This window comes from Ligilactobacillus sp. WC1T17, assembly GCA_900110005.1.
Lineage (GTDB): Bacteria > Bacillota > Bacilli > Lactobacillales > Lactobacillaceae > Ligilactobacillus > Ligilactobacillus ruminis_A.
Genome location: FOCC01000007.1, coordinates 1 through 17,471, shown reverse-complemented (window position 1 = coordinate 17,471; position 17,471 = coordinate 1). Strand labels below are relative to the sequence as shown.

14 protein-coding genes and 1 rRNA gene are annotated in these 17,471 nt (G+C 36.9%); 12 read left to right on the top strand and 3 right to left on the bottom strand.

The genetic code is table 11. The features are described from left to right. Window positions 1-14: 14 nt before the first annotated feature. The 3 genes from BMX26_RS05440 (at window position 15) to BMX26_RS05430 (ending at window position 4,388) form a co-directional block, all read left to right on the top strand. A complete protein-coding gene (locus BMX26_RS05440) occupies window positions 15-1,379 on the top strand; it encodes an ATP-binding cassette domain-containing protein (protein WP_075530452.1) in 1,365 nt (454 codons plus the stop codon). Between the two features lie 54 nt (window positions 1,380-1,433). Further along, window positions 1,434-2,708 (top strand): transporter associated domain-containing protein, encoded by a 1,275-nt coding sequence (locus tag BMX26_RS05435; RefSeq protein ID WP_075530451.1) that lies wholly within the window; start codon window positions 1,434-1,436, stop codon window positions 2,706-2,708. 102 nt (window positions 2,709-2,810) lie between these two features. Beyond that, the gene (locus tag BMX26_RS05430; RefSeq protein ID WP_075530450.1) at window positions 2,811-4,388 is read left to right on the top strand and encodes a peptide chain release factor 3; all 1,578 of its coding nucleotides are present in this window, start codon (window positions 2,811-2,813) and stop codon (window positions 4,386-4,388) included. 30 nt (window positions 4,389-4,418) lie between these two features. Here the strand turns inward: BMX26_RS05430 and BMX26_RS05425 are convergent, their stop codons facing one another. From BMX26_RS05425 to BMX26_RS05415, 3 genes are all read right to left on the bottom strand, one after another. Next, window positions 4,419-5,444: a MucBP domain-containing protein gene (locus BMX26_RS05425; RefSeq protein ID WP_075530449.1), complete on the bottom strand. Its 1,026-nt coding sequence runs from the start codon at window positions 5,442-5,444 to the stop codon at window positions 4,419-4,421. Window positions 5,445-5,557: 113 nt separating this feature from the next. Continuing rightward, window positions 5,558-5,839, bottom strand: a complete 282-nt coding sequence (locus BMX26_RS05420; protein WP_075530448.1) for a DUF1827 family protein — start codon at window positions 5,837-5,839, stop codon at window positions 5,558-5,560. A gap of 114 nt (window positions 5,840-5,953) precedes the next feature. Beyond that, window positions 5,954-8,155, bottom strand: a complete 2,202-nt coding sequence (locus BMX26_RS05415; RefSeq protein WP_075530447.1) for an ATP-dependent Clp protease ATP-binding subunit — start codon at window positions 8,153-8,155, stop codon at window positions 5,954-5,956. A 175-nt stretch (window positions 8,156-8,330) separates the two neighbouring features. On the opposite strand from BMX26_RS05415, the gene BMX26_RS05410 reads away from it, so the two are divergent. From BMX26_RS05410 to BMX26_RS05370, 9 genes are all read left to right on the top strand, one after another. Then, a complete protein-coding gene (locus BMX26_RS05410; RefSeq protein ID WP_075530446.1) occupies window positions 8,331-8,525 on the top strand; it encodes a hypothetical protein in 195 nt (64 codons plus the stop codon). A gap of 201 nt (window positions 8,526-8,726) precedes the next feature. Beyond that, window positions 8,727-8,993, top strand: coding sequence for a phosphocarrier protein HPr (locus BMX26_RS05405; protein WP_075530445.1), 267 nt, complete (start codon window positions 8,727-8,729; stop codon window positions 8,991-8,993). Further along, window positions 8,993-10,714, top strand: a complete 1,722-nt coding sequence (gene ptsP / locus BMX26_RS05400) for a phosphoenolpyruvate--protein phosphotransferase (RefSeq protein ID WP_075530444.1) — start codon at window positions 8,993-8,995, stop codon at window positions 10,712-10,714. Before BMX26_RS05405 ends, ptsP begins: the two co-directional genes overlap by 1 nt. 157 nt (window positions 10,715-10,871) lie before the next feature. Further along, window positions 10,872-12,053 (top strand): glycosyltransferase family 4 protein, encoded by a 1,182-nt coding sequence (locus BMX26_RS05395; RefSeq protein WP_075530443.1) that lies wholly within the window; start codon window positions 10,872-10,874, stop codon window positions 12,051-12,053. A 5-nt stretch (window positions 12,054-12,058) separates the two neighbouring features. Beyond that, on the top strand, window positions 12,059-13,075 hold the full coding sequence (locus BMX26_RS05390) for a glycosyltransferase family 4 protein (protein ID WP_075530442.1): 1,017 nt from the start codon (window positions 12,059-12,061) through the stop codon (window positions 13,073-13,075). Continuing rightward, entirely contained in the window at window positions 13,072-14,088 is a 1,017-nt protein-coding gene (locus BMX26_RS05385; RefSeq protein ID WP_075530441.1) for a lysylphosphatidylglycerol synthase transmembrane domain-containing protein, read from the top strand. Before BMX26_RS05390 ends, BMX26_RS05385 begins: the two co-directional genes overlap by 4 nt. 147 nt (window positions 14,089-14,235) lie before the next feature. Then, window positions 14,236-14,475, top strand: a complete 240-nt coding sequence (locus tag BMX26_RS05380; protein WP_075530440.1) for a YkuJ family protein — start codon at window positions 14,236-14,238, stop codon at window positions 14,473-14,475. Between the two features lie 114 nt (window positions 14,476-14,589). Beyond that, window positions 14,590-16,659 carry an LTA synthase family protein gene (locus tag BMX26_RS05375; RefSeq protein ID WP_075530439.1) on the top strand — a complete coding sequence of 690 codons (2,070 nt, stop codon included), beginning with the start codon at window positions 14,590-14,592 and terminating at the stop codon, window positions 16,657-16,659. Between the two features lie 611 nt (window positions 16,660-17,270). After that, window positions 17,271-17,471: ribosomal RNA gene (locus tag BMX26_RS05370) — 16S ribosomal RNA — on the top strand; the annotation flags it as partial.

Genomic DNA, 17,471 nt, shown 5'->3' with positions numbered 1-17,471 from the left:
TGAGGAGACTTTGGATGCGCAGACTTGAAATTAAATATATTACTAAAAGTGTGCCGCTTTTAGCAGATAAAAAAATAAAAGTATCCTTTATGAACAGCGACAGCGATGATTTTTGGCTTTTGCGCGGAATTAATCTTGATGTCGCTCAAGGTGAAGCAGTGGGAATCATTGGTGAAAATGGTTCGGGAAAGTCTGAATTATTAAAAATAATTGCGGGCTTGAGCAGGCAGACGACAGGTTTTATTACGACGGATGCGAAAATCAGCTATGCTTCTTTAAGAAGTTTGGATGATTCCTTGACAGGATTGGAAAATATTCGCGCTTTTGTCGAAAAAGCTGGCGTTGATAAATTCAAAGGCGATCATTTAACGAACGGTATTATTGATTTTACCGAAGTAGGTCAGCTGTTATACCGGCCTGTTAAAAATTATTCGATGGGCATGTATGCACGCTTGGCTTTGGGAATAGCCCTTTATGTTGAACCTGAATTGGTCATCATTGATGATATTTTAACTGTTTTAGACCAGGCTTTCTTGGAAAAAACGATTAAAAGAATGCAGGCTTTAAAAGATACTGGGGTTACTTTTATTATTGCTGACGTCAAAAATGCTGTTATTGAAAGTTTATGTGAGCGCAGTGCCTGGATTTCTTTTGGAGAATTACAAGATTTTGGCCCTACGAGGGAAATCATGCGCCAATATGAATATGCGCTTGATTGGTATCGGGCTTTAACTTTGCCTGAAAAAAATGATTATTTAGCTAATAAGCAGCGCCTGCAGATGATGTTTGATGTTAGAAAGGTTTATGACGAATTTAAAAGTGACCAGTATCAGCACGGATATACGCGTAAAGATGAACCTAAGATGCGTAAAGCCTTTTATGTTGAACATGGAGCTGATCCAGTAGCTAAGAATACTCAGGTGGAAAAAAAGCCTAAACACAAAGCTAAAAAAGGTATGAAAGTTGCCTTAATTATGCTTTTATTAGGCGTTTTGTTAGGTGGCAGCTGGTTTGGCTTACGAGAACATTATTTTGCCTTGCCTAATATTACTTGGCCTTTCTTCAGTAATAAAAATAAGGAAGTATCTAAAACTCAAAAGACTAGCCAAACTAAAACAGCGGCTAAAAAAGCTTCCAGTTCTAGTTTGGCTAATCGTTCCAAGCAAAGCTCCAAAGCTAGTTCCAGTTCCAACTCAAGTTCAAGCTCTAGTTCCAGTTCTAGTTCCGAACAGGTTCAAACGATTACTGTAGGCAGCGGCGAAACGATTGGCGAGTTAGCGGAAAAATATAATACCACGGTCGCTAAAATTCAAGCTTTGAATGATATGGGCAGCAATATTGATTTAACAGCTGGAGCTACGCTTAAAGTACCAAAATAATAGCTTTAGCTGTATAATTAAAAAGATGAATAATTGAGATGGAGTGATTGATGAATGGATGATTCTGGAAACCCGCTTTTATGGATATTGATACTTTTAGTAGCTATTTGTTTAGGGTTAACGGCTTTAGCTACGGCTTATCTGGAACAAGAGAATACTGAAAAAGAAGCTGAAGGCAGCATCAAAAATATTGAACAAAAAAGACAAGCCTTGCAGTTTAACGTACTTTTTTTGAATGGTGGCTTAAGTTTGATGCTTTTAGCCGTCCTTGATTGGTTAGACCGTTCTTTGGGTATAAATATGCTTTTTGTGCTCATTTTGTCGGCAATACTTTTTATAGTTTATGTTTACTTGGCCAAAATGCCTTTGAACCATAAAATAAAGCTGAATTGGTTTGTGATGCTGATTCATATTATATTTTATCCGGCAACTTGGTTTTTAACTAAAATCAGCCAAAAACCTCAAACTGATAGTGAAGACAGTTTAGCTACATCTTGGCAAAATATCGTTGAGATGATTGAAGCAGGTAAAAAAAGCGGTGAACTGGATGAAAATGAATATGAGATGATTGATGGTGTTATTTCTATGCATGATAAAATGGCCCGTGAAATCATGGTACCGCGTACTGATGCTTTTATGATTGATATTACCAATGATAATGACCGCAATATCGATAGTATGTTAAGCATGGACTATTCCAGAGTGCCGATTTATCATGAAGATAAAGATAACATTGTCGGTATTGTACACATCAAGACTTTAGTTAAACAAGCACGTAATTTTGGATTTGAGCATATCACGATTAGACAGCTTTTGCGGCCGGCCTTCTTTGTGCCTGAGACGACCACTATTGATGAATTGCTATATCAGATGCAAAAAACGCGCAATCAAATGGCTATTTTGCTGGATGAGTACGGGGGCGTGGTTGGGTTAGTGACTTTAGAAGACTTATTAGAAGAAATCGTCGGTGAGATTGATGATGAATCTGATGAGCCTGATCAATTATATAAGGCTGTTGATTCAGATACTTTTCTTATTCAAGGGAAAATGCCTTTGGATGACTTCAATGATGAGTTTGGCACTAATTTAGATGTTAATGATGTCGATACTTTAGCCGGTTTTTTGATTTATCAGCTGGGACGTATCCCGGTTGACAATGAACAGGCTAAAGTGGAAGTTTCCTTAGCTAAAGGTTCTTTAATCTTAGAGTCTAGAGAAGTTGAGGAAGGTCGTATTATGACCATTAAAGCGGTTTTACCGGATGCTTTAGCTTCTTATCACCAAAAAAAAGAAGCTATCAAAAAGCAAAATGAATTGAAATTAGGCTAAATTAAACGGGCTTGAATGATTGCAAGCCCGCTTTTTTTAGTATAATATAGAAAATGAATTATTTTGCGAAAAAAGCACTTAAATTAATTAAGAGGGATTACAATGGATCAGAAACAATTAAAACAAGCGGTGGATAAACGCCGTACTTTCGCTATTATTTCTCACCCTGATGCTGGTAAAACGACCATTACTGAACAATTACTTTTGTTTGGTGGAGTGGTACGTTCTGCAGGGACTGTTAAAGCAAAAAAGAGTGGTAATTTTGCGAAATCTGACTGGATGGAAATCGAAAAAAAGCGTGGGATTTCGGTAACTTCATCCGTTATGCAATTTGATTACGATGGTAAAAGAGTTATTATCTTGGACACGCCAGGACACGAAGATTTCTCCGAAGATACTTATCGGACACTGATGGCGGTTGACTCAGCTGTGATGGTTATTGATTCAGCTAAAGGGATTGAACCTCAAACTAAAAAGCTCTTCCAAATTTGCAAGATGCGCGGGATTCCGATTTTTACCTTCATCAATAAATTAGACCGCGATGGACGTGAACCTTTAGATTTAATTGCTGAATTAGAAGAAGTTTTAGGTATTGAAGGCTATGCGATGAACTGGCCTATTGGGATGGGTAAAGGTTTTAAAGGTATTTATGATATCTTTAATAATCGAATTGAACTTTACCGTAGTGAAGCCGAGGGTGAAAGTTTCTTAGAATTGGATGATAACGGTGAAATCAAAGGTGATCATCCCCTAAAGCAGGAATCAATCTACCAGCAAGTGCTTGAAGAAATTGAGTTGGTTAAAGGTGCCGGCAGTACTTTTGATGAAGCTAAAATTGCTCAAGGTAAGCTGACACCGGTCTTTTTCGGATCAGCTTTAACTAATTTCGGAGTTAAGACTTTCTTGGATGCTTACCTGCAATTTGCACCAAAACCAGCAGCACATAAGACAGAAGCAGGTGATTTGGTTGAACCTGATGCCCCTGAATTTGCCGGTTTTGTCTTCAAAATTCAAGCTAATATGAATCCTAACCATCGGGATCGAATTGCTTTTGTGCGAATTTGCTCAGGTGAATTCGAAAGAGGGATGGATGTCACTTTGGAACGGACAGGCAAAAAATTGCGTCTGTCCAATTCAACGCAATTTATGGCCGATGCGCGTGAAATTGTGGAGACAGCGGTTGCTGGTGATATCATTGGCTTATATGATACTGGTAACTTCCAAATCGGCGATACGATTTATACAGGCAAGAAAGCAGTTAAATTTGAAAAATTACCGCAATTTACGCCAGAATTATTTGTGCATGTTCGGGCCAAAAATGTGATGAAGCAAAAATCATTCCATAAGGGGATTGAACAATTGGTTCAAGAAGGTGCTGTGCAACTGTACCAAAGCTACAGCACAGGGGATTATATTTTAGGTGCTGTCGGACAATTGCAATTTGAAGTCTTCCAATTTAGAATGGCCAATGAATATAATTCAGAAGTTGTAATGGAACCAATGGGCCGCAAGATTGCCCGTTGGATTGATCCAGAACAATTGGATGAAAAAATGTCCAGCTCAAGAAATCTCTTGGTCAAAGACCGGCAAGGAAATCCATTATTCTTATTTGAAAATGAATTTTCGGAACGTTGGTTCAAGGATAAATATCCTGATGTTAAATTAACTGCAAAATTATAAGAAAAAAGCTCAATCATTTGATTGAGCTTTTTATATTAGCTGTAAATATTCGCTGATTGTCCAGCCTAAATCATCAACTTTAAACCAATTTATACCTTGTTCAACATACTTGGCGGTCAAATTAACCTTAGTTCCATCTAGGATGGAGGTCTTTTTTAAACCAAAAGGCTGGTCATAAAGAATTAATTGGCGGTGGGGGATAAAGTCAATGTAAGCTGGCAGTGTTAATTTTTGTGCATTAAGCGTTTGATCGGCTAATTGCAGTGTTTCTTGGGGACGATTGCGATAATAAAGCATCATTTGTTCGTCAAATTTGACCCAAATATTGCCGCCTAAACAACACCACTTAGAACCATCGGTGAGGGTAATGGTTTCAAAGATGCGCCAAATGGTTTCTTTAGCAATGATGACACGCGTTTTGTGTCCTAAAACCTGGTCGAAGCAAGTATAAAAATCCTTGAAAAAGATAAAACCAATCTCATAGCTGACGTCAGCATAGTTATTCTTGCGGTAGTAATAGGTTATAATCTGCTGGTCCTTTGTAAAACGTCCTTTAATAGGTCCGCTAGCCTTTTTAATCGTATAACCTTTAAGGTTAGGCGGACTGAGAATAAACGGATCGTCAATTCCACCGGTAATAAAGCGGGGCTTTAATAAAAAGCGATTATCATCGATATCTTGGCAAAAGACCCATAGCAAACCGGCATTTTTTTTGCGGTAGGTGAGGGTGATAGCTCCATATTCCATTGTGAACAGCGAAGTAAAACCGGTGATTTTGATTAAATCGTAGTTTTTTATTTCTTTAAAAGCGACATTTAGCGGTTGACCGCGAAAGCCCATAACAATATCAGGCGTACAGAGGGCTTTTTTTTGCTCATCTTGATAGATAATGATAATTGTCGAATCCGGCTTGCTGGCTTTTGGAGTTTCTTTTTTGCGGGGTTCGGTAGGGTTATACTTGATAGCTGAAATATCAGGTGCGGCTTGCCTTTTAGCGTAGCGGGAACGTTTTTTTCTTCTTGTAAAAATTTGTCTGAAGTAATTTCTCACGGACATTAACGTTCCCACCTTTCTTGTAACTTAACTTTATTATAACAAGTGCTTTCAAACATTGCTATGTGCAAATACGCAAAAAAAGAAATCCTCTGCAAAAAGGATTTCTATAAAAGCTATTTTTTGTTGTGCAAAACAATTTCGACCAAGTTATGTCCAGTAGCAGTTGTTGCTTCATTAGCATGTTCGCCCAAAATAGCTTTTTTAACAAACTCTATTTCTTTTGCGGTAATAGGTCTTAATTTATTTGAAATGAGAATATTAGCTTCATTAAATTTCTTTTTATAGACAACTTTGGAATTGCCTAAGGAAAAAACTTTGATAAAATGAGCAGGTGTATCCATTAATTCACGTCTGATTTTATGGGCGTAACTAGTGGTAACATCGATTAATTGCATATAAATCCTCCTCTTTTCTGAGCCGGTTGTTTATATGTTTATTATACGCGTTAATTTGCTTAACTGCCAAATAAAAAAGTCTAAGTATTAGAAAATACTTAGACTTTTTTAGAATTATTCAGCTTTATCAGGTGTTACTTGATCTTCAGCCTTGGTAACAATAATCTTATCATTATCAATCTTAGCAATAAATTGCTTGACACTAGGATTATCGAGATAATAGTCAGTTAATTTATCTTCGATTTCTTCTTGGATGGTACGCCGTAATGGGCGGGCCCCCATCTTAGGATCGTAGCCTAAATCAACAAGCTTTTGGCAAACCGGACGTGTAACATAAAGCGACATTTGCTTTTCGGCCAAAGTATTGTTGACATCCTTGAGCATCAAATTGACAATCTTTTCAAGATTATCTTTGGAGAGAGCATTGAATTCAATAATATCATCGAAACGATTCAAGAATTCAGGCTTGAAGTATTTGCCCAATTTATCCAAAACAGAGTGGGTCTTACCTGAATTTTCAGCCCCAAAACCAACACTGACCACTGAGTCGCCGCTGCCGGCGTTACTCGTCATGATAATAATAGTATCTTTGAAGCTGACAGTACGTCCTTGTGAATCAGTCAAGCGACCGTCATCAAGAATTTGCAAGAACATGTGCATGACATCAGGGTGGGCCTTTTCGACTTCATCTAATAAAATTAAACTATATGGATGACGTCGTACTTGTTCTGTTAATTGACCAGCCTCTTCATAACCTACATAACCAGGAGGTGAACCGATTAATTTTGAGACGGAGAATTTTTCCATATATTCACTCATATCAAAACGAATCATGGCATCTTCTGATCCGAAGAGTTCGCGGGCTAATTGCTTAGCGGTTTCGGTTTTACCGACACCAGTTGGGCCGAAAAATAAGAAACTGCCGATAGGACGACCGGTTTTATTGAAACCAACACGATTTCTTCTGATAGAACGGGCTACTTTATCGACGGCCTGGTCTTGGCCGATGACATGTTCTTCTAAAGAAGCTGCCAAGTTCTTTAATTGGTTTTGTTCCTTAGCTTTAAGTTCACCAACAGGAATTTCAGTTTTTTCTTCGACGATTTTTTCCATATCCTGTTCAGTTACAATTGGAGCATTGTCTTCGGAGACATTATTTTTTTTGATTTCTTCAAATTTGTTGACTTGGTCACGATAATAAGCAGCTTTTTCATAATCTTCTTCTTTCAAAGCATCCTGCTTATTTTTTTCAGCATTTTGAATTTTTTCTTCAATCACTTTAGGGTCAACGGCATGAATAGTCAAATTCTTGCGGGAACCGGCTTCATCTAATAAATCAATGGCCTTGTCGGGCAAGAAACGATCTTGTATATAGCGAGCAGATAAAGAAACAGCTGCTTTAATAGCTTCATCAGTATATTTAACATGATGGTAAGCCTCATATTTGCCCTGAATGCCTTGCAGAATTTCCAAGGTTTCTTTTAAGGATGGTTCATCGACTTGGACTGGCTGGAAGCGGCGGGCTAAGGCAGCATCTTTTTCAATGGAGCGATATTCATTTAATGTGGTTGCTCCGACTAATTGAAATTCACCGCGCGCCAAAGCAGGTTTTAAAACGTTGCCTGCATCCATATTGCCGGTGTTGTCGCCAGCACCAACGATTTCATGGATTTCATCGATGAATAAAATAACATTTTCGTTTTGTTTTAATTCATTAATCAATTGCTGCATCCGTTCTTCAAATTGGCCACGGTAACTGGTACCTTGAATTAAAGAAACAACATCTAAACGAATAACGTGTTTGCCGATTAATTTTTGCGGAACATCGCCATCAACAATCTTTTGGGCTAATCCTTCAACAACGGCCGTTTTACCAACACCGGCTTCACCGATTAAGACAGGGTTGTTTTTAGTCCGACGGTTTAAAATTTCAATAACACGCGCAATTTCTTGATCACGGCCGATGACAGGATCAATCCGGCCATTTTTGGCTTCGTTGGTCAGGTCTAAACCATATTTTCCTAAAATAGAATTATTATTTAAACCGTTGTTCCCTCCTGATGTCTGAGTAGGCGGAGTTTGAGAACGATTGGCACCAGCAGGTTGCTGTTCATTTGAAATAGCACGGAAAAAGTCGTCAAATGAATTGAATCCAAAAGGATCATTATTGGAAGACATTTGGATGTTATTTGCTTCAGCACTCTCATTTAAGCTCCGGTAACAATTAGGACAAAGGTCAAGCTTGGTGGCGCGACCATTGACATTAAGAGTTAAGTGGATTGTTGCTGGATTTGTATGACAATTCTGACATAACAATGTGCATCACAACCTTTCATTAATTTAAAGTCAAAAATCTTTGACCATCTTTGACCTTATTACAATTCTAATTATACTAGCTTAATTCTAAAGAGCAAGCAAAAAGCACTGGAATTAAAAAAAATAAAATGTGGTATAATCGTTTCATATTGTATGCAGTGAAAGGAAGAATATTATGAGCCGAGATTATGCTAAATTACTTGATGATTTAAAAGCAGGCAAAATTGACAGTTTTGAGATTTCTAAGGAAGAATTTATGGATTTTCAACCGGTTTTTATGGAATCGAATTTTAGAAAAAGGGTTATCGGTGAAGCCAAAAGAGGTGGTGGAGCGACTTATCATTATGATCGTGATGGTCAAGGTATATAAATATATAGAAATTCTTAAAAAACAACACATTTAACTACTTGTCTAATGAAATAAATCATGGTATTATATTTCTCATAGGGGCAACGAGTTGCGCTAAAAATTAATGAAAACGGTTATAAAAATATTATGACTGTTTTCCGTTAGTTTTCACTGCATTTTCACGCCCAAAATTTTTATTAACTCAAAGGAGCATGATCCACAATGGAAAAGAAAGATTTTCACGTAATCGCAGAAACAGGTATTCACGCACGTCCAGCTACACTTTTGGTACAAGCTGCAAGCAAGTTTAACTCAGATATTACTTTGGAATACCAAGGCAAGTCAGTAAACTTGAAGTCCATCATGGGTGTTATGTCACTTGGCGTTGGTCAAAACGCAGATATCACAATCTCTGCTGAAGGTAGCGATGAAAAAGATGCTATTGCAGCTATCTCTGATACAATGTCTAAGGAAGGACTTGCTGAATAATGACAGAAATGTTAAAAGGGATTGCAGCTAGTGATGGTATCGCAGCTGCCAAGGCATATATGCTTGTCCAACCCGATTTATCATTTTCTGAAACAAGCATTGACGATCCTGAAGCTGAAGTAAAACGCTTAAACGATGCTTTAGAAGCATCTAAGCGTGAACTCGAATTGATTAAGCAAAAAGCTACTGAAAACCTTGGTGCTGAAGAAGCTCAAGTTTTTGAAGCTCACTTAACAATTTTGGCCGATCCTGAATTAATTGGTCAAATCACTGATAAGATTAACAATGATAAAGTAAATGCCGAAGCAGCTTTGAAGAGTGTAACTGATATGTTTATCGGTATGTTCGAAGCTATGACCGACAATGCTTATATGCAAGAACGTGCTGGCGACATCCGCGACGTTACAAAGCGGATTATGAGTCATTTACTTGGTGTTAAGTTGCCAAACCCAGCTTTGATTCAAGACGAAGTAGTTATTGTCGCACATGACTTGACTCCTTCTGACACAGCTCAACTTGACCGTCGCTATGTTAAAGGATTTATTACTGATATTGGTGGACGTACTTCACACTCTGCTATCATGTCACGGACACTTGAAATTCCTGCTGTTGTAGGTACAGGTTCTGCTACGACTGATATCAAAGAAGGCGATATGGTCATCATTGATGGTATCAGTGGTGATGCTTTAATCAACCCTACAGCTGAAGAATTAGCTGATTATAAGCAAAAAGCTGAAGAATTTGCTGCACAAAAAGCAGAATGGGCTCAACTTAAAAATGCTAAGTCTGTTTCAGCTGACGGCAAAGAAGTTCTTTTGGGTGCCAACATTGGTACACCTAAAGATGTTCAAGGTGCTGTTGATAATGGTGCTGAAGCTGTTGGCTTGTTCCGTTCAGAATTCTTATACATGGATTCAAGTGAACTTCCAACAGAAGATGAACAATTCGAAGCTTATAAGGCAGCGGTTTCTGGTATGAATGGAAAGCAAGTTGTTGTTCGTACAATGGATATCGGTGGTGACAAGGAACTTCCTTACTTGCCATTACCAGACGAACAAAACCCATTCTTGGGCTACCGTGCTATCCGTATTTCTTTGACACGGCAAGATATTTTCAGAACACAATTGCGTGCTTTGTTGCGTGCTTCTAAGTACGGACGCTTAGCAATTATGTTCCCAATGATTGCCACTGTACAAGAATTTAAGGATGCTAAAGCTATCTTTGAAGAAGAAAAAGCTAAATTGGTTGCTGAAGGTGTTGAAGTTTCCGATGATATCCAAGTTGGTATGATGATGGAAATTCCTGCAGCTGCAATGATTGCTGACAAGTTGGCTAAGTATGCTGATTTCTTCAGTATTGGTACTAATGACTTGATTCAATATTCAATGGCTGCTGATCGTGGTAACGAACGCGTTTCGTACCTCTATCAACCATACAACCCTTCAATTTTGCGTTTAATCAAGAATATCATTGAATCTTCTCACAAAGAAGGCAAGTGGACTGGCATGTGCGGTGAAATGGCCGGCGATCAAATTGCTGTTCCATTATTGCTTGGTTTAGGTTTAGATGAATTCTCAATGAGTGCTACATCTATTCTTAAGACACGTTCTTTGATTAAGAAACTTGATTCTAACAAGATGAAAGAATTAGCTGAAAAAGCTGTTACTGAATGTGAAACAGTTGATGAAGTTAAGGCTTTGGTTGCAGAATACACAAAGTAATAATTAATGAATAAGCATCTATTTTAGATAGATGCTTATTTTTTATGCTTTTATTAAATTTTGGTATCGAATGCAATGATTCTTAGTAGAAAGATTGAAATTCAGTAGTCAAAACCATATAATTAAGAATGATTAATTGATTTAAGGAGGGATGCAGTTGAATATTGGGATTTTTACAGATACCTTTTATCCACAAGTCAGTGGAGTTGGAACTTCAATTGATACTTTGCGTAATCAATTGGAGCGTCAAGGACATACTGTTTATATCTTTACCACAACGGATCCTAAAATTGATAAAAAAGTCTACGAAAGAAATGTATTTCGTTTTACCAGCATTCCGTTTATTTCGTTTACTGACAGGCGTATTGCAGTGCGCGGCTTATTTCAGGCGTATGAAATTGCTAAGAAGTTAAATTTGGATTTAGTGCATACGCAAACGGAATTTTCCATGGGGGTGATAGGTAAATTTGTGGCCAAAAATTTGAATATTCCTTGCCTGCATACCTACCATACGATGTATGAAGATTATTTGCATTATGTAGCTAAGGGCAAACTGTTAAAGCCTAATCATGTCAAAGCACTGACGAAATCGTTTTGCAGTGGCATGAGTGGTGTTGTTGCTCCTAGCGCACGTGTCTTAGATACTTTACGCGGCTATGGGGTAGAAAATCAAATTGAAATCATTCCAACTGGCGTTGATTTAACGCGGTTTGAAACCGGAGATCGTTTAAAAATCAGAGCTAAATATCATCTTAAGCCCGAGACACCGCTTATTTTAACGTTGAGTCGGTTAGCCTTTGAAAAAAATATTGACCGCTTATTAAATGATTTCCCGCAAATTAAAAAGCAAGTGCCGAATGCTAAATTAATGATTGTCGGTGAAGGACCAGCCAGAGCAAGCCTTGAAGAACAAGCCCACCAGCTTAATATTTGGGAAGATGTCATTTTTACCGGTGAAATTTCCAATAGTCAAGTTACTGATTATTATCATGCAGCTGATTTATTTATTTCGACCTCGGTTTCCGAATCGCAAGGTTTAACTTATATTGAGGCCGTTGCTTCCGGCCTTAAGGTGGTTACGACACATAGCCCTTATACAGATGAATTATTTGATGATAAAAATATTGGAATGCTTTTCGATAGCCAAGACCATTGTGTGGATGAAGTTGTCGAATATTTGACGCAACCGCAAAAATATCAGGATGAACAACCGCGGTTAAATAAGTTGCATGAGATTTCGGCGGAATTGTTTGGTCAAAAAATCAGCGCTTATTATCAAGATTGTTTGAAAAGCTACGCTCAAACTGAACTTAGAAGTCAGATTCGGCAAAGGAGTTAAATTTTATGCTTAATATCCATATGTTTTCGTCGGCTACTAAAGTTAAAGGTCAAGGCGTGGGCAGTGCCTATAGCGAATTAATCCGGCTGCTTAGACAAAAATATCCCACTGAGATGAAAATATCGATTAATAATTACGGTGCCGCTGATATTAGCCATTACCACACGATAGATCCCTTGTTTTACTTGTCGACTTTTCGTTTAGGACATGGTAAAAGAATAGGCTATGTTCATTTTTTGCCGGAGACTTTGGAAGGCAGTTTAAAAATTCCCCAGCCATTTCGAAGTATTTTTTATAAATATGTGATTGCTTTTTATAAGCGCATGGATGAAATTGTGGTAGTAAATCCCATCTTTATCAAGCAACTGGTTAATTACGGAATTCCGCAACAAAAGATTACTTATATTCCTAATTTTGTAGCTAAAAGCGAGTTTTTTGAACTTCCGCAAGCGCAAATTACCGCTTTAAGACAAAAGCATCAACTGACTGACAAATTTGTTGTGGTCGGTGTAGGACAAATTCAAGAACGCAAAGGCTTATTTGATTTTATTGAATTAGCTAAAAGACATCCCGAAATTGAATTTATTTGGGTGGGTGGTTTTTCATTCGGTAGAATTACGGATGGTTATCAGCAACTAAAAAAAGTGGTTGATAATCCTCCCCAAAATCTGCATTTTCCAGGAATCGTTGAAAGGTCAGCAATGAATGACTACTATAATATGGCTGATTTATTTTTATTGCCGTCATTTAATGAACTTTTTCCGATGAGTGTTTTAGAGGCTTGCAGTACCAATACACCGGTGATGTTAAGAGATTTAGATTTATATCATGCTATTATCAAAGACAAGTACGAACCGGCTAGTGATATAGATGAGATGGATCGAAAATTAAGCCTTTTAGCCAAATCGCCTGAAAGGATGGCGGCTTTAAAAAAATTAGCTAAAGAGGTGTCAAACGAATATTCTGAAGATCACCTGGCACAAATTTGGAAAGAATATTATGAAAAACAGGTAAAGAGATGACGCGTAAAGATAAATTGATGCTTTTGTCTGTCTTATTAGTAGGAATTTTAATTGGGTATTTTTCTATTAGACATGTTAAATTTAGCAGTTTAATGCATGATATCATACAGTTGAAATATCAATGGTTGTTGGCGGCTCTGTTAATGATGGTGTTGTCCATTGTGTTTGAAGCCTTAGTTGTTAAAATCTTGGTTAAAGAACATGTAGCACATTATCCTTTTTTGGATGCTTTGCGGGTGCCACTGGTAGAGTTGCTGTTTAATGGGATTACACCTTTTTCATCTGGGGGACAGCCGGCACAGTTATTTGTTTTATTGCAATCAGGTGTTGAAGCTGGTAAGGCGACTTCGATGCTGCTGATGAAATTTGTGGTCTATCAAGCGATGATTGTGGTTAACTTTGTGGTTTGTCTAATCATCGGCTTTGAATTTTTGGCTAGCAAATTACATGCGTTATTTGTTTTGGTGGTTTTGGGTTTTTTAATTCACTTTATGGTTATTTTAAGTTTAATCTTAATTATGTATTGGTATTCATTTACTAAAAAATTACTTAAAATAATAATGTGGCCCCTAAAATTTTTTGTGAAAGCTGACAAATTTCAAAAACTTACCACACAGCTGGAAGTTAAAATGGAAACTTTTCATCAAGAAAGTTTGCGCTTGAAGGCTAATAGGGGATTATTGCTTAAAATGACGCTGCTGACGCTGTGCCAGCTATCTTGCTACTATGTAATACCTTATTTTATCTTATTGGCCTTAGGAGCTGCTAAGTTAAACCTCCTTTTGGTAACAGCGATGCATGTGTTGATTGTTATGATTATTTCACTGTTTCCAATTCCTGGTGGGACTGGCGGAGCAGAATACAGCTTTTCCATGATTTTTTCAACGTTTATTGGACAATCAAAGTTAGTCTTGGCAATGCTATTATGGCGCATAATCACTTATTACTTGGTTTTAATAGCTGGTGCGATGGCGATGGTGGTTAAACCTAAGACTTATCAAAAAAATAGCTGAGATGAGCACAAAGAAGATGGCTTTGTGCTTTTATTTTGCTTATTTTTTGATAAAACTGTCAATAATAGGTGTATGTTAGGCGTAAATTTGCTAAAATAATAAACGGTATCAGTTAAAGCTGACAAATAAATACAAGGAGAGAATCTTATGGAAAAGCAAAAATCACAACTTGTAGCGATTATTCAACGCTTAGAAGTCATGGCAAATACGGAAGGCAATGATGTTACTTCACGTCGTTTTGAAAAGAATGGCGAAGAAAGAGGATTTGTTACTTATAATCCAGCTACTGGCATTTATTCTTTGGAAGAAGTTGCTTCCAAGCAAAAATTTGATTTCGATGATATCGATTTAGCTGCGATGGAAATTTATGATTTGCTGGCCGACTAATTTATAAATAAAAGTTAAATTACTTACTTATAGCTTAATTTTGATTTTACTTTCGTCAAAATTAAGCTATAATTTTGACTGTATATAATTTAATATTAATTGGAGGCAAATTGAATGCGTTCAGCGTTAAATAAAGTCCAAGGCTTTCTCGATAGGCGCATAGGCTTTTTTACATTAATCTTTTTGATTTACTGGCTGAAGACCTATCTTGTTTATGTTAATAAGTTTAGTCTTGGTATTTCAGATGGCATGCAAACCTTTTTAGCGATAATGAATCCAGTGCCATTTGGGCTGCTTCTTTTCGGAATTGCTTTGTATTTTAAAGGTAAGAAATCATATTGGATAATGCTTATTATCGATTTGATTGAATCATTGTGGCTGTTTGCAAATATTTTGTATTATCGTGAGTTTTCTGACTTTTTGTCAGTCGGAATTATCAAATCTTCCGGATCGGTTTCGAATAATTTAACTTTGAGTATCAGTGAGATTATCCATGCTAGTGATTTTTTGGTTTTTGCTGATGTTATTATCTTAGCTATCTTATTATTGACGAAGATTATCAAGGTTGACAGTAACCCGCTTAAAAAGCGCTATCCGATTAGTATCACGCTGATTTCGTGCTTAACTTTTGCGCTTAACTTAGGTTTAGCTAATAAGGACCGTCCGCAATTATTGACACGGACTTTTGACAATAACTACATTGTTAAATATTTGGGCCTTAATTTTTATGCGGGTTATAATGTGTATCAAGCACATAAGCAAAGTTCAACCAGAGCTAATGCCAATAGCAGTGATATAGATAAAGTGTTGAAGTTTTTAAAGACTAATCGAAGCACTAGAAATGCAACTTATTTTGGTAAAGCAGCCGGCAAAAATGTCTTTATTTTCCATTTGGAAAGTTTCCAGCAATTTTTAATCAACTATAAGGTTGATGGTAAGGAAGTAACCCCAAATATCAATAAATTTTATACTGATCAAAATACCTTGGCTTTTGATAATTTTTATAACCAAGTAGGACAAGGAAAAACTTCAGATGCTGAAATGATGTTAGAAAATTCATTATTTGGTTTATCCTCAGGATCGGCGATGACTTCATATGGGACATCAAATACTTTCCAAGCTTTGCCTGCTTTTTTGGATCAACGCGGCTATTCAACAGCATCTTTCCACGGCGATGTAGGCAGCTTTTGGAATCGTGATAATACGTATAAATCATGGGGTTATCAATATTTCTTCAGTGAAGACTATTACCAAGACAAAACTAATTATAGTATTGGCTATGGTCTCAAAGATAAAATTTTTTTGAAACAATCCATCAAATATTTGGAAAAATTGCCGCAGCCATTTTATGCCAAATTGATTACGGTGACAAACCACTATCCTTATGAATTAGATAAGCAAAATCAAAGTATTGCTAAGACTAAGACGGGTGATAATACCGTTGATGGTTATGTCCAAACGGCCCACTATCTTGATCAGGCTTTTGGTGAATTTATCAGCTACCTGAAGAAGGCGGGGCTTTATGATAATTCATTGATTGTAGTTTATGGCGATCATTATGGTATTTCTAATAATCATAAAAAGGCTATTGCACAATTATTAGGCAAGAAGAAGGTTACTAGCTATGATTTGGCCCAATTCCAAAAAGTGCCATTTATGGTGCATGCAACTGGCTTAAAGGGCGGTATTAATCATACTTATGGTGGCGAAATTGATGTTATGCCTACTTTGCTTGATTTGCTTGGTATTGAAAATACCGATACTATTCAATTGGGAAATGATTTACTATCGACGAATCGCAATCAAACAGTTGCCTTCCGCAATGGCGACTTTGTTTCACCTGGTTTTAGTAAGATAGGTAGCAAAGTGTATAATAATCAAGGCGTGGATGTAACCAAGAAATTGACCAAAGAGCAGAAAGCTGAAGTCAACCAGCAGCAGGAACACACCACAACGGTCTTATCATTGTCTGATAAGATTGTTACCGGTGATTTACTACGTTTTTACACGCCTAATAATTTCACTAAGGTGAATAAGACGGCGTATAGCTATAAGTATCGTGACAGTATGAAAAAACTTAATGCAGCGCAAAAGGATACACAGCATAAGAGCTTAAAACAGCAAAATGGTGGTAAGAGTACGCAAAAGCTTTACGTTACTGATGCGCCTGAATTAAAGAAATAAAATTTTAAAAGGCATTTTCTTTAAAAGAAAATGCCTTTTTATATTGCTTTGATAGCAGCAAAAATAAGGTATAAAAGCATTTTTAGCGAAAAAAAAGCTTCGGTTTTTAGTTATTAGTTAAAACAGGTATAGCTTGTGGATAAAGGCTTCTTAGCTGGCTGGTATGATTATAAAAATAAAGTTTAAAAACTATTGACATTAATAAATATAGTTGGTATTATTTTATATGTTGCTTGTGCGAGATAAGCTTTTAAAAGTAAAACATAGGAAAAAGATGTTGATTCATTTTGTTTTATGTGTTAAACTATAAAAGTTGTCGCGGTTGCAACAACGAAAAAATAAATAAAAAGTTATTGACATTTCATCTAGAAATTGAGATAATTAAATGGTTGGCGATTAGGTTGAAAGAAAATATTTAAAAAATATTTTCTTGACAAAAAGAATCGTTAATGATAAAATTAAAGAGTCGCCACGAGCGGCTTTGAAACAGATCTTTGAAAACTGAACAAAGTTTCGATAAGCAAATGTGTAGGGCTTCTTGTTTTAGACAAGAGCAACAATATTTGCGAAGTCAATTCGCTAGTAAATTTAAATTTTGAGTCACAAACTTATAAATTGAGAGTTTGATCCTGGCTCAGGACGAACGCTGGCGGCGTGCCTAATACATGCAAGTCGAACGAAGCTTTTGATCAATAAATGCTTGCATTTAGCGATTAAAAGACTGAGTGGCGAACGGGTGAGTAACACGTAGGCAACCTGCCCAAAAGAGGGGGATAACACTTGGAAACAGGTGCTAATACCGCATAACCATG

What these genes read in the sequence shown, in the direction of transcription:
- BMX26_RS05440 (WP_075530452.1), top strand. Translation starts at nt 15, where the DNA reads ATGCGCAGACTTGAAATTAAATATATTACTAAAAGTGTGCCGCTTTTA.
- BMX26_RS05380 (WP_075530440.1), top strand. Translation starts at nt 14,236, where the DNA reads ATGGAAAAGCAAAAATCACAACTTGTAGCGATTATTCAACGCTTAGAA.
- BMX26_RS05430 (WP_075530450.1), top strand. Translation starts at nt 2,811, where the DNA reads ATGGATCAGAAACAATTAAAACAAGCGGTGGATAAACGCCGTACTTTC.
- BMX26_RS05425 (WP_075530449.1), bottom strand. Translation starts at nt 5,444, where the DNA reads ATGTCCGTGAGAAATTACTTCAGACAAATTTTTACAAGAAGAAAAAAA.
- BMX26_RS05405 (WP_075530445.1), top strand. Translation starts at nt 8,727, where the DNA reads ATGGAAAAGAAAGATTTTCACGTAATCGCAGAAACAGGTATTCACGCA.
- BMX26_RS05435 (WP_075530451.1), top strand. Translation starts at nt 1,434, where the DNA reads ATGGATGATTCTGGAAACCCGCTTTTATGGATATTGATACTTTTAGTA.
- BMX26_RS05385 (WP_075530441.1), top strand. Translation starts at nt 13,072, where the DNA reads ATGACGCGTAAAGATAAATTGATGCTTTTGTCTGTCTTATTAGTAGGA.
- ptsP (WP_075530444.1), top strand. Translation starts at nt 8,993, where the DNA reads ATGACAGAAATGTTAAAAGGGATTGCAGCTAGTGATGGTATCGCAGCT.
- BMX26_RS05410 (WP_075530446.1), top strand. Translation starts at nt 8,331, where the DNA reads ATGAGCCGAGATTATGCTAAATTACTTGATGATTTAAAAGCAGGCAAA.
- BMX26_RS05420 (WP_075530448.1), bottom strand. Translation starts at nt 5,839, where the DNA reads ATGCAATTAATCGATGTTACCACTAGTTACGCCCATAAAATCAGACGT.
- BMX26_RS05390 (WP_075530442.1), top strand. Translation starts at nt 12,059, where the DNA reads ATGCTTAATATCCATATGTTTTCGTCGGCTACTAAAGTTAAAGGTCAA.
- BMX26_RS05375 (WP_075530439.1), top strand. Translation starts at nt 14,590, where the DNA reads ATGCGTTCAGCGTTAAATAAAGTCCAAGGCTTTCTCGATAGGCGCATA.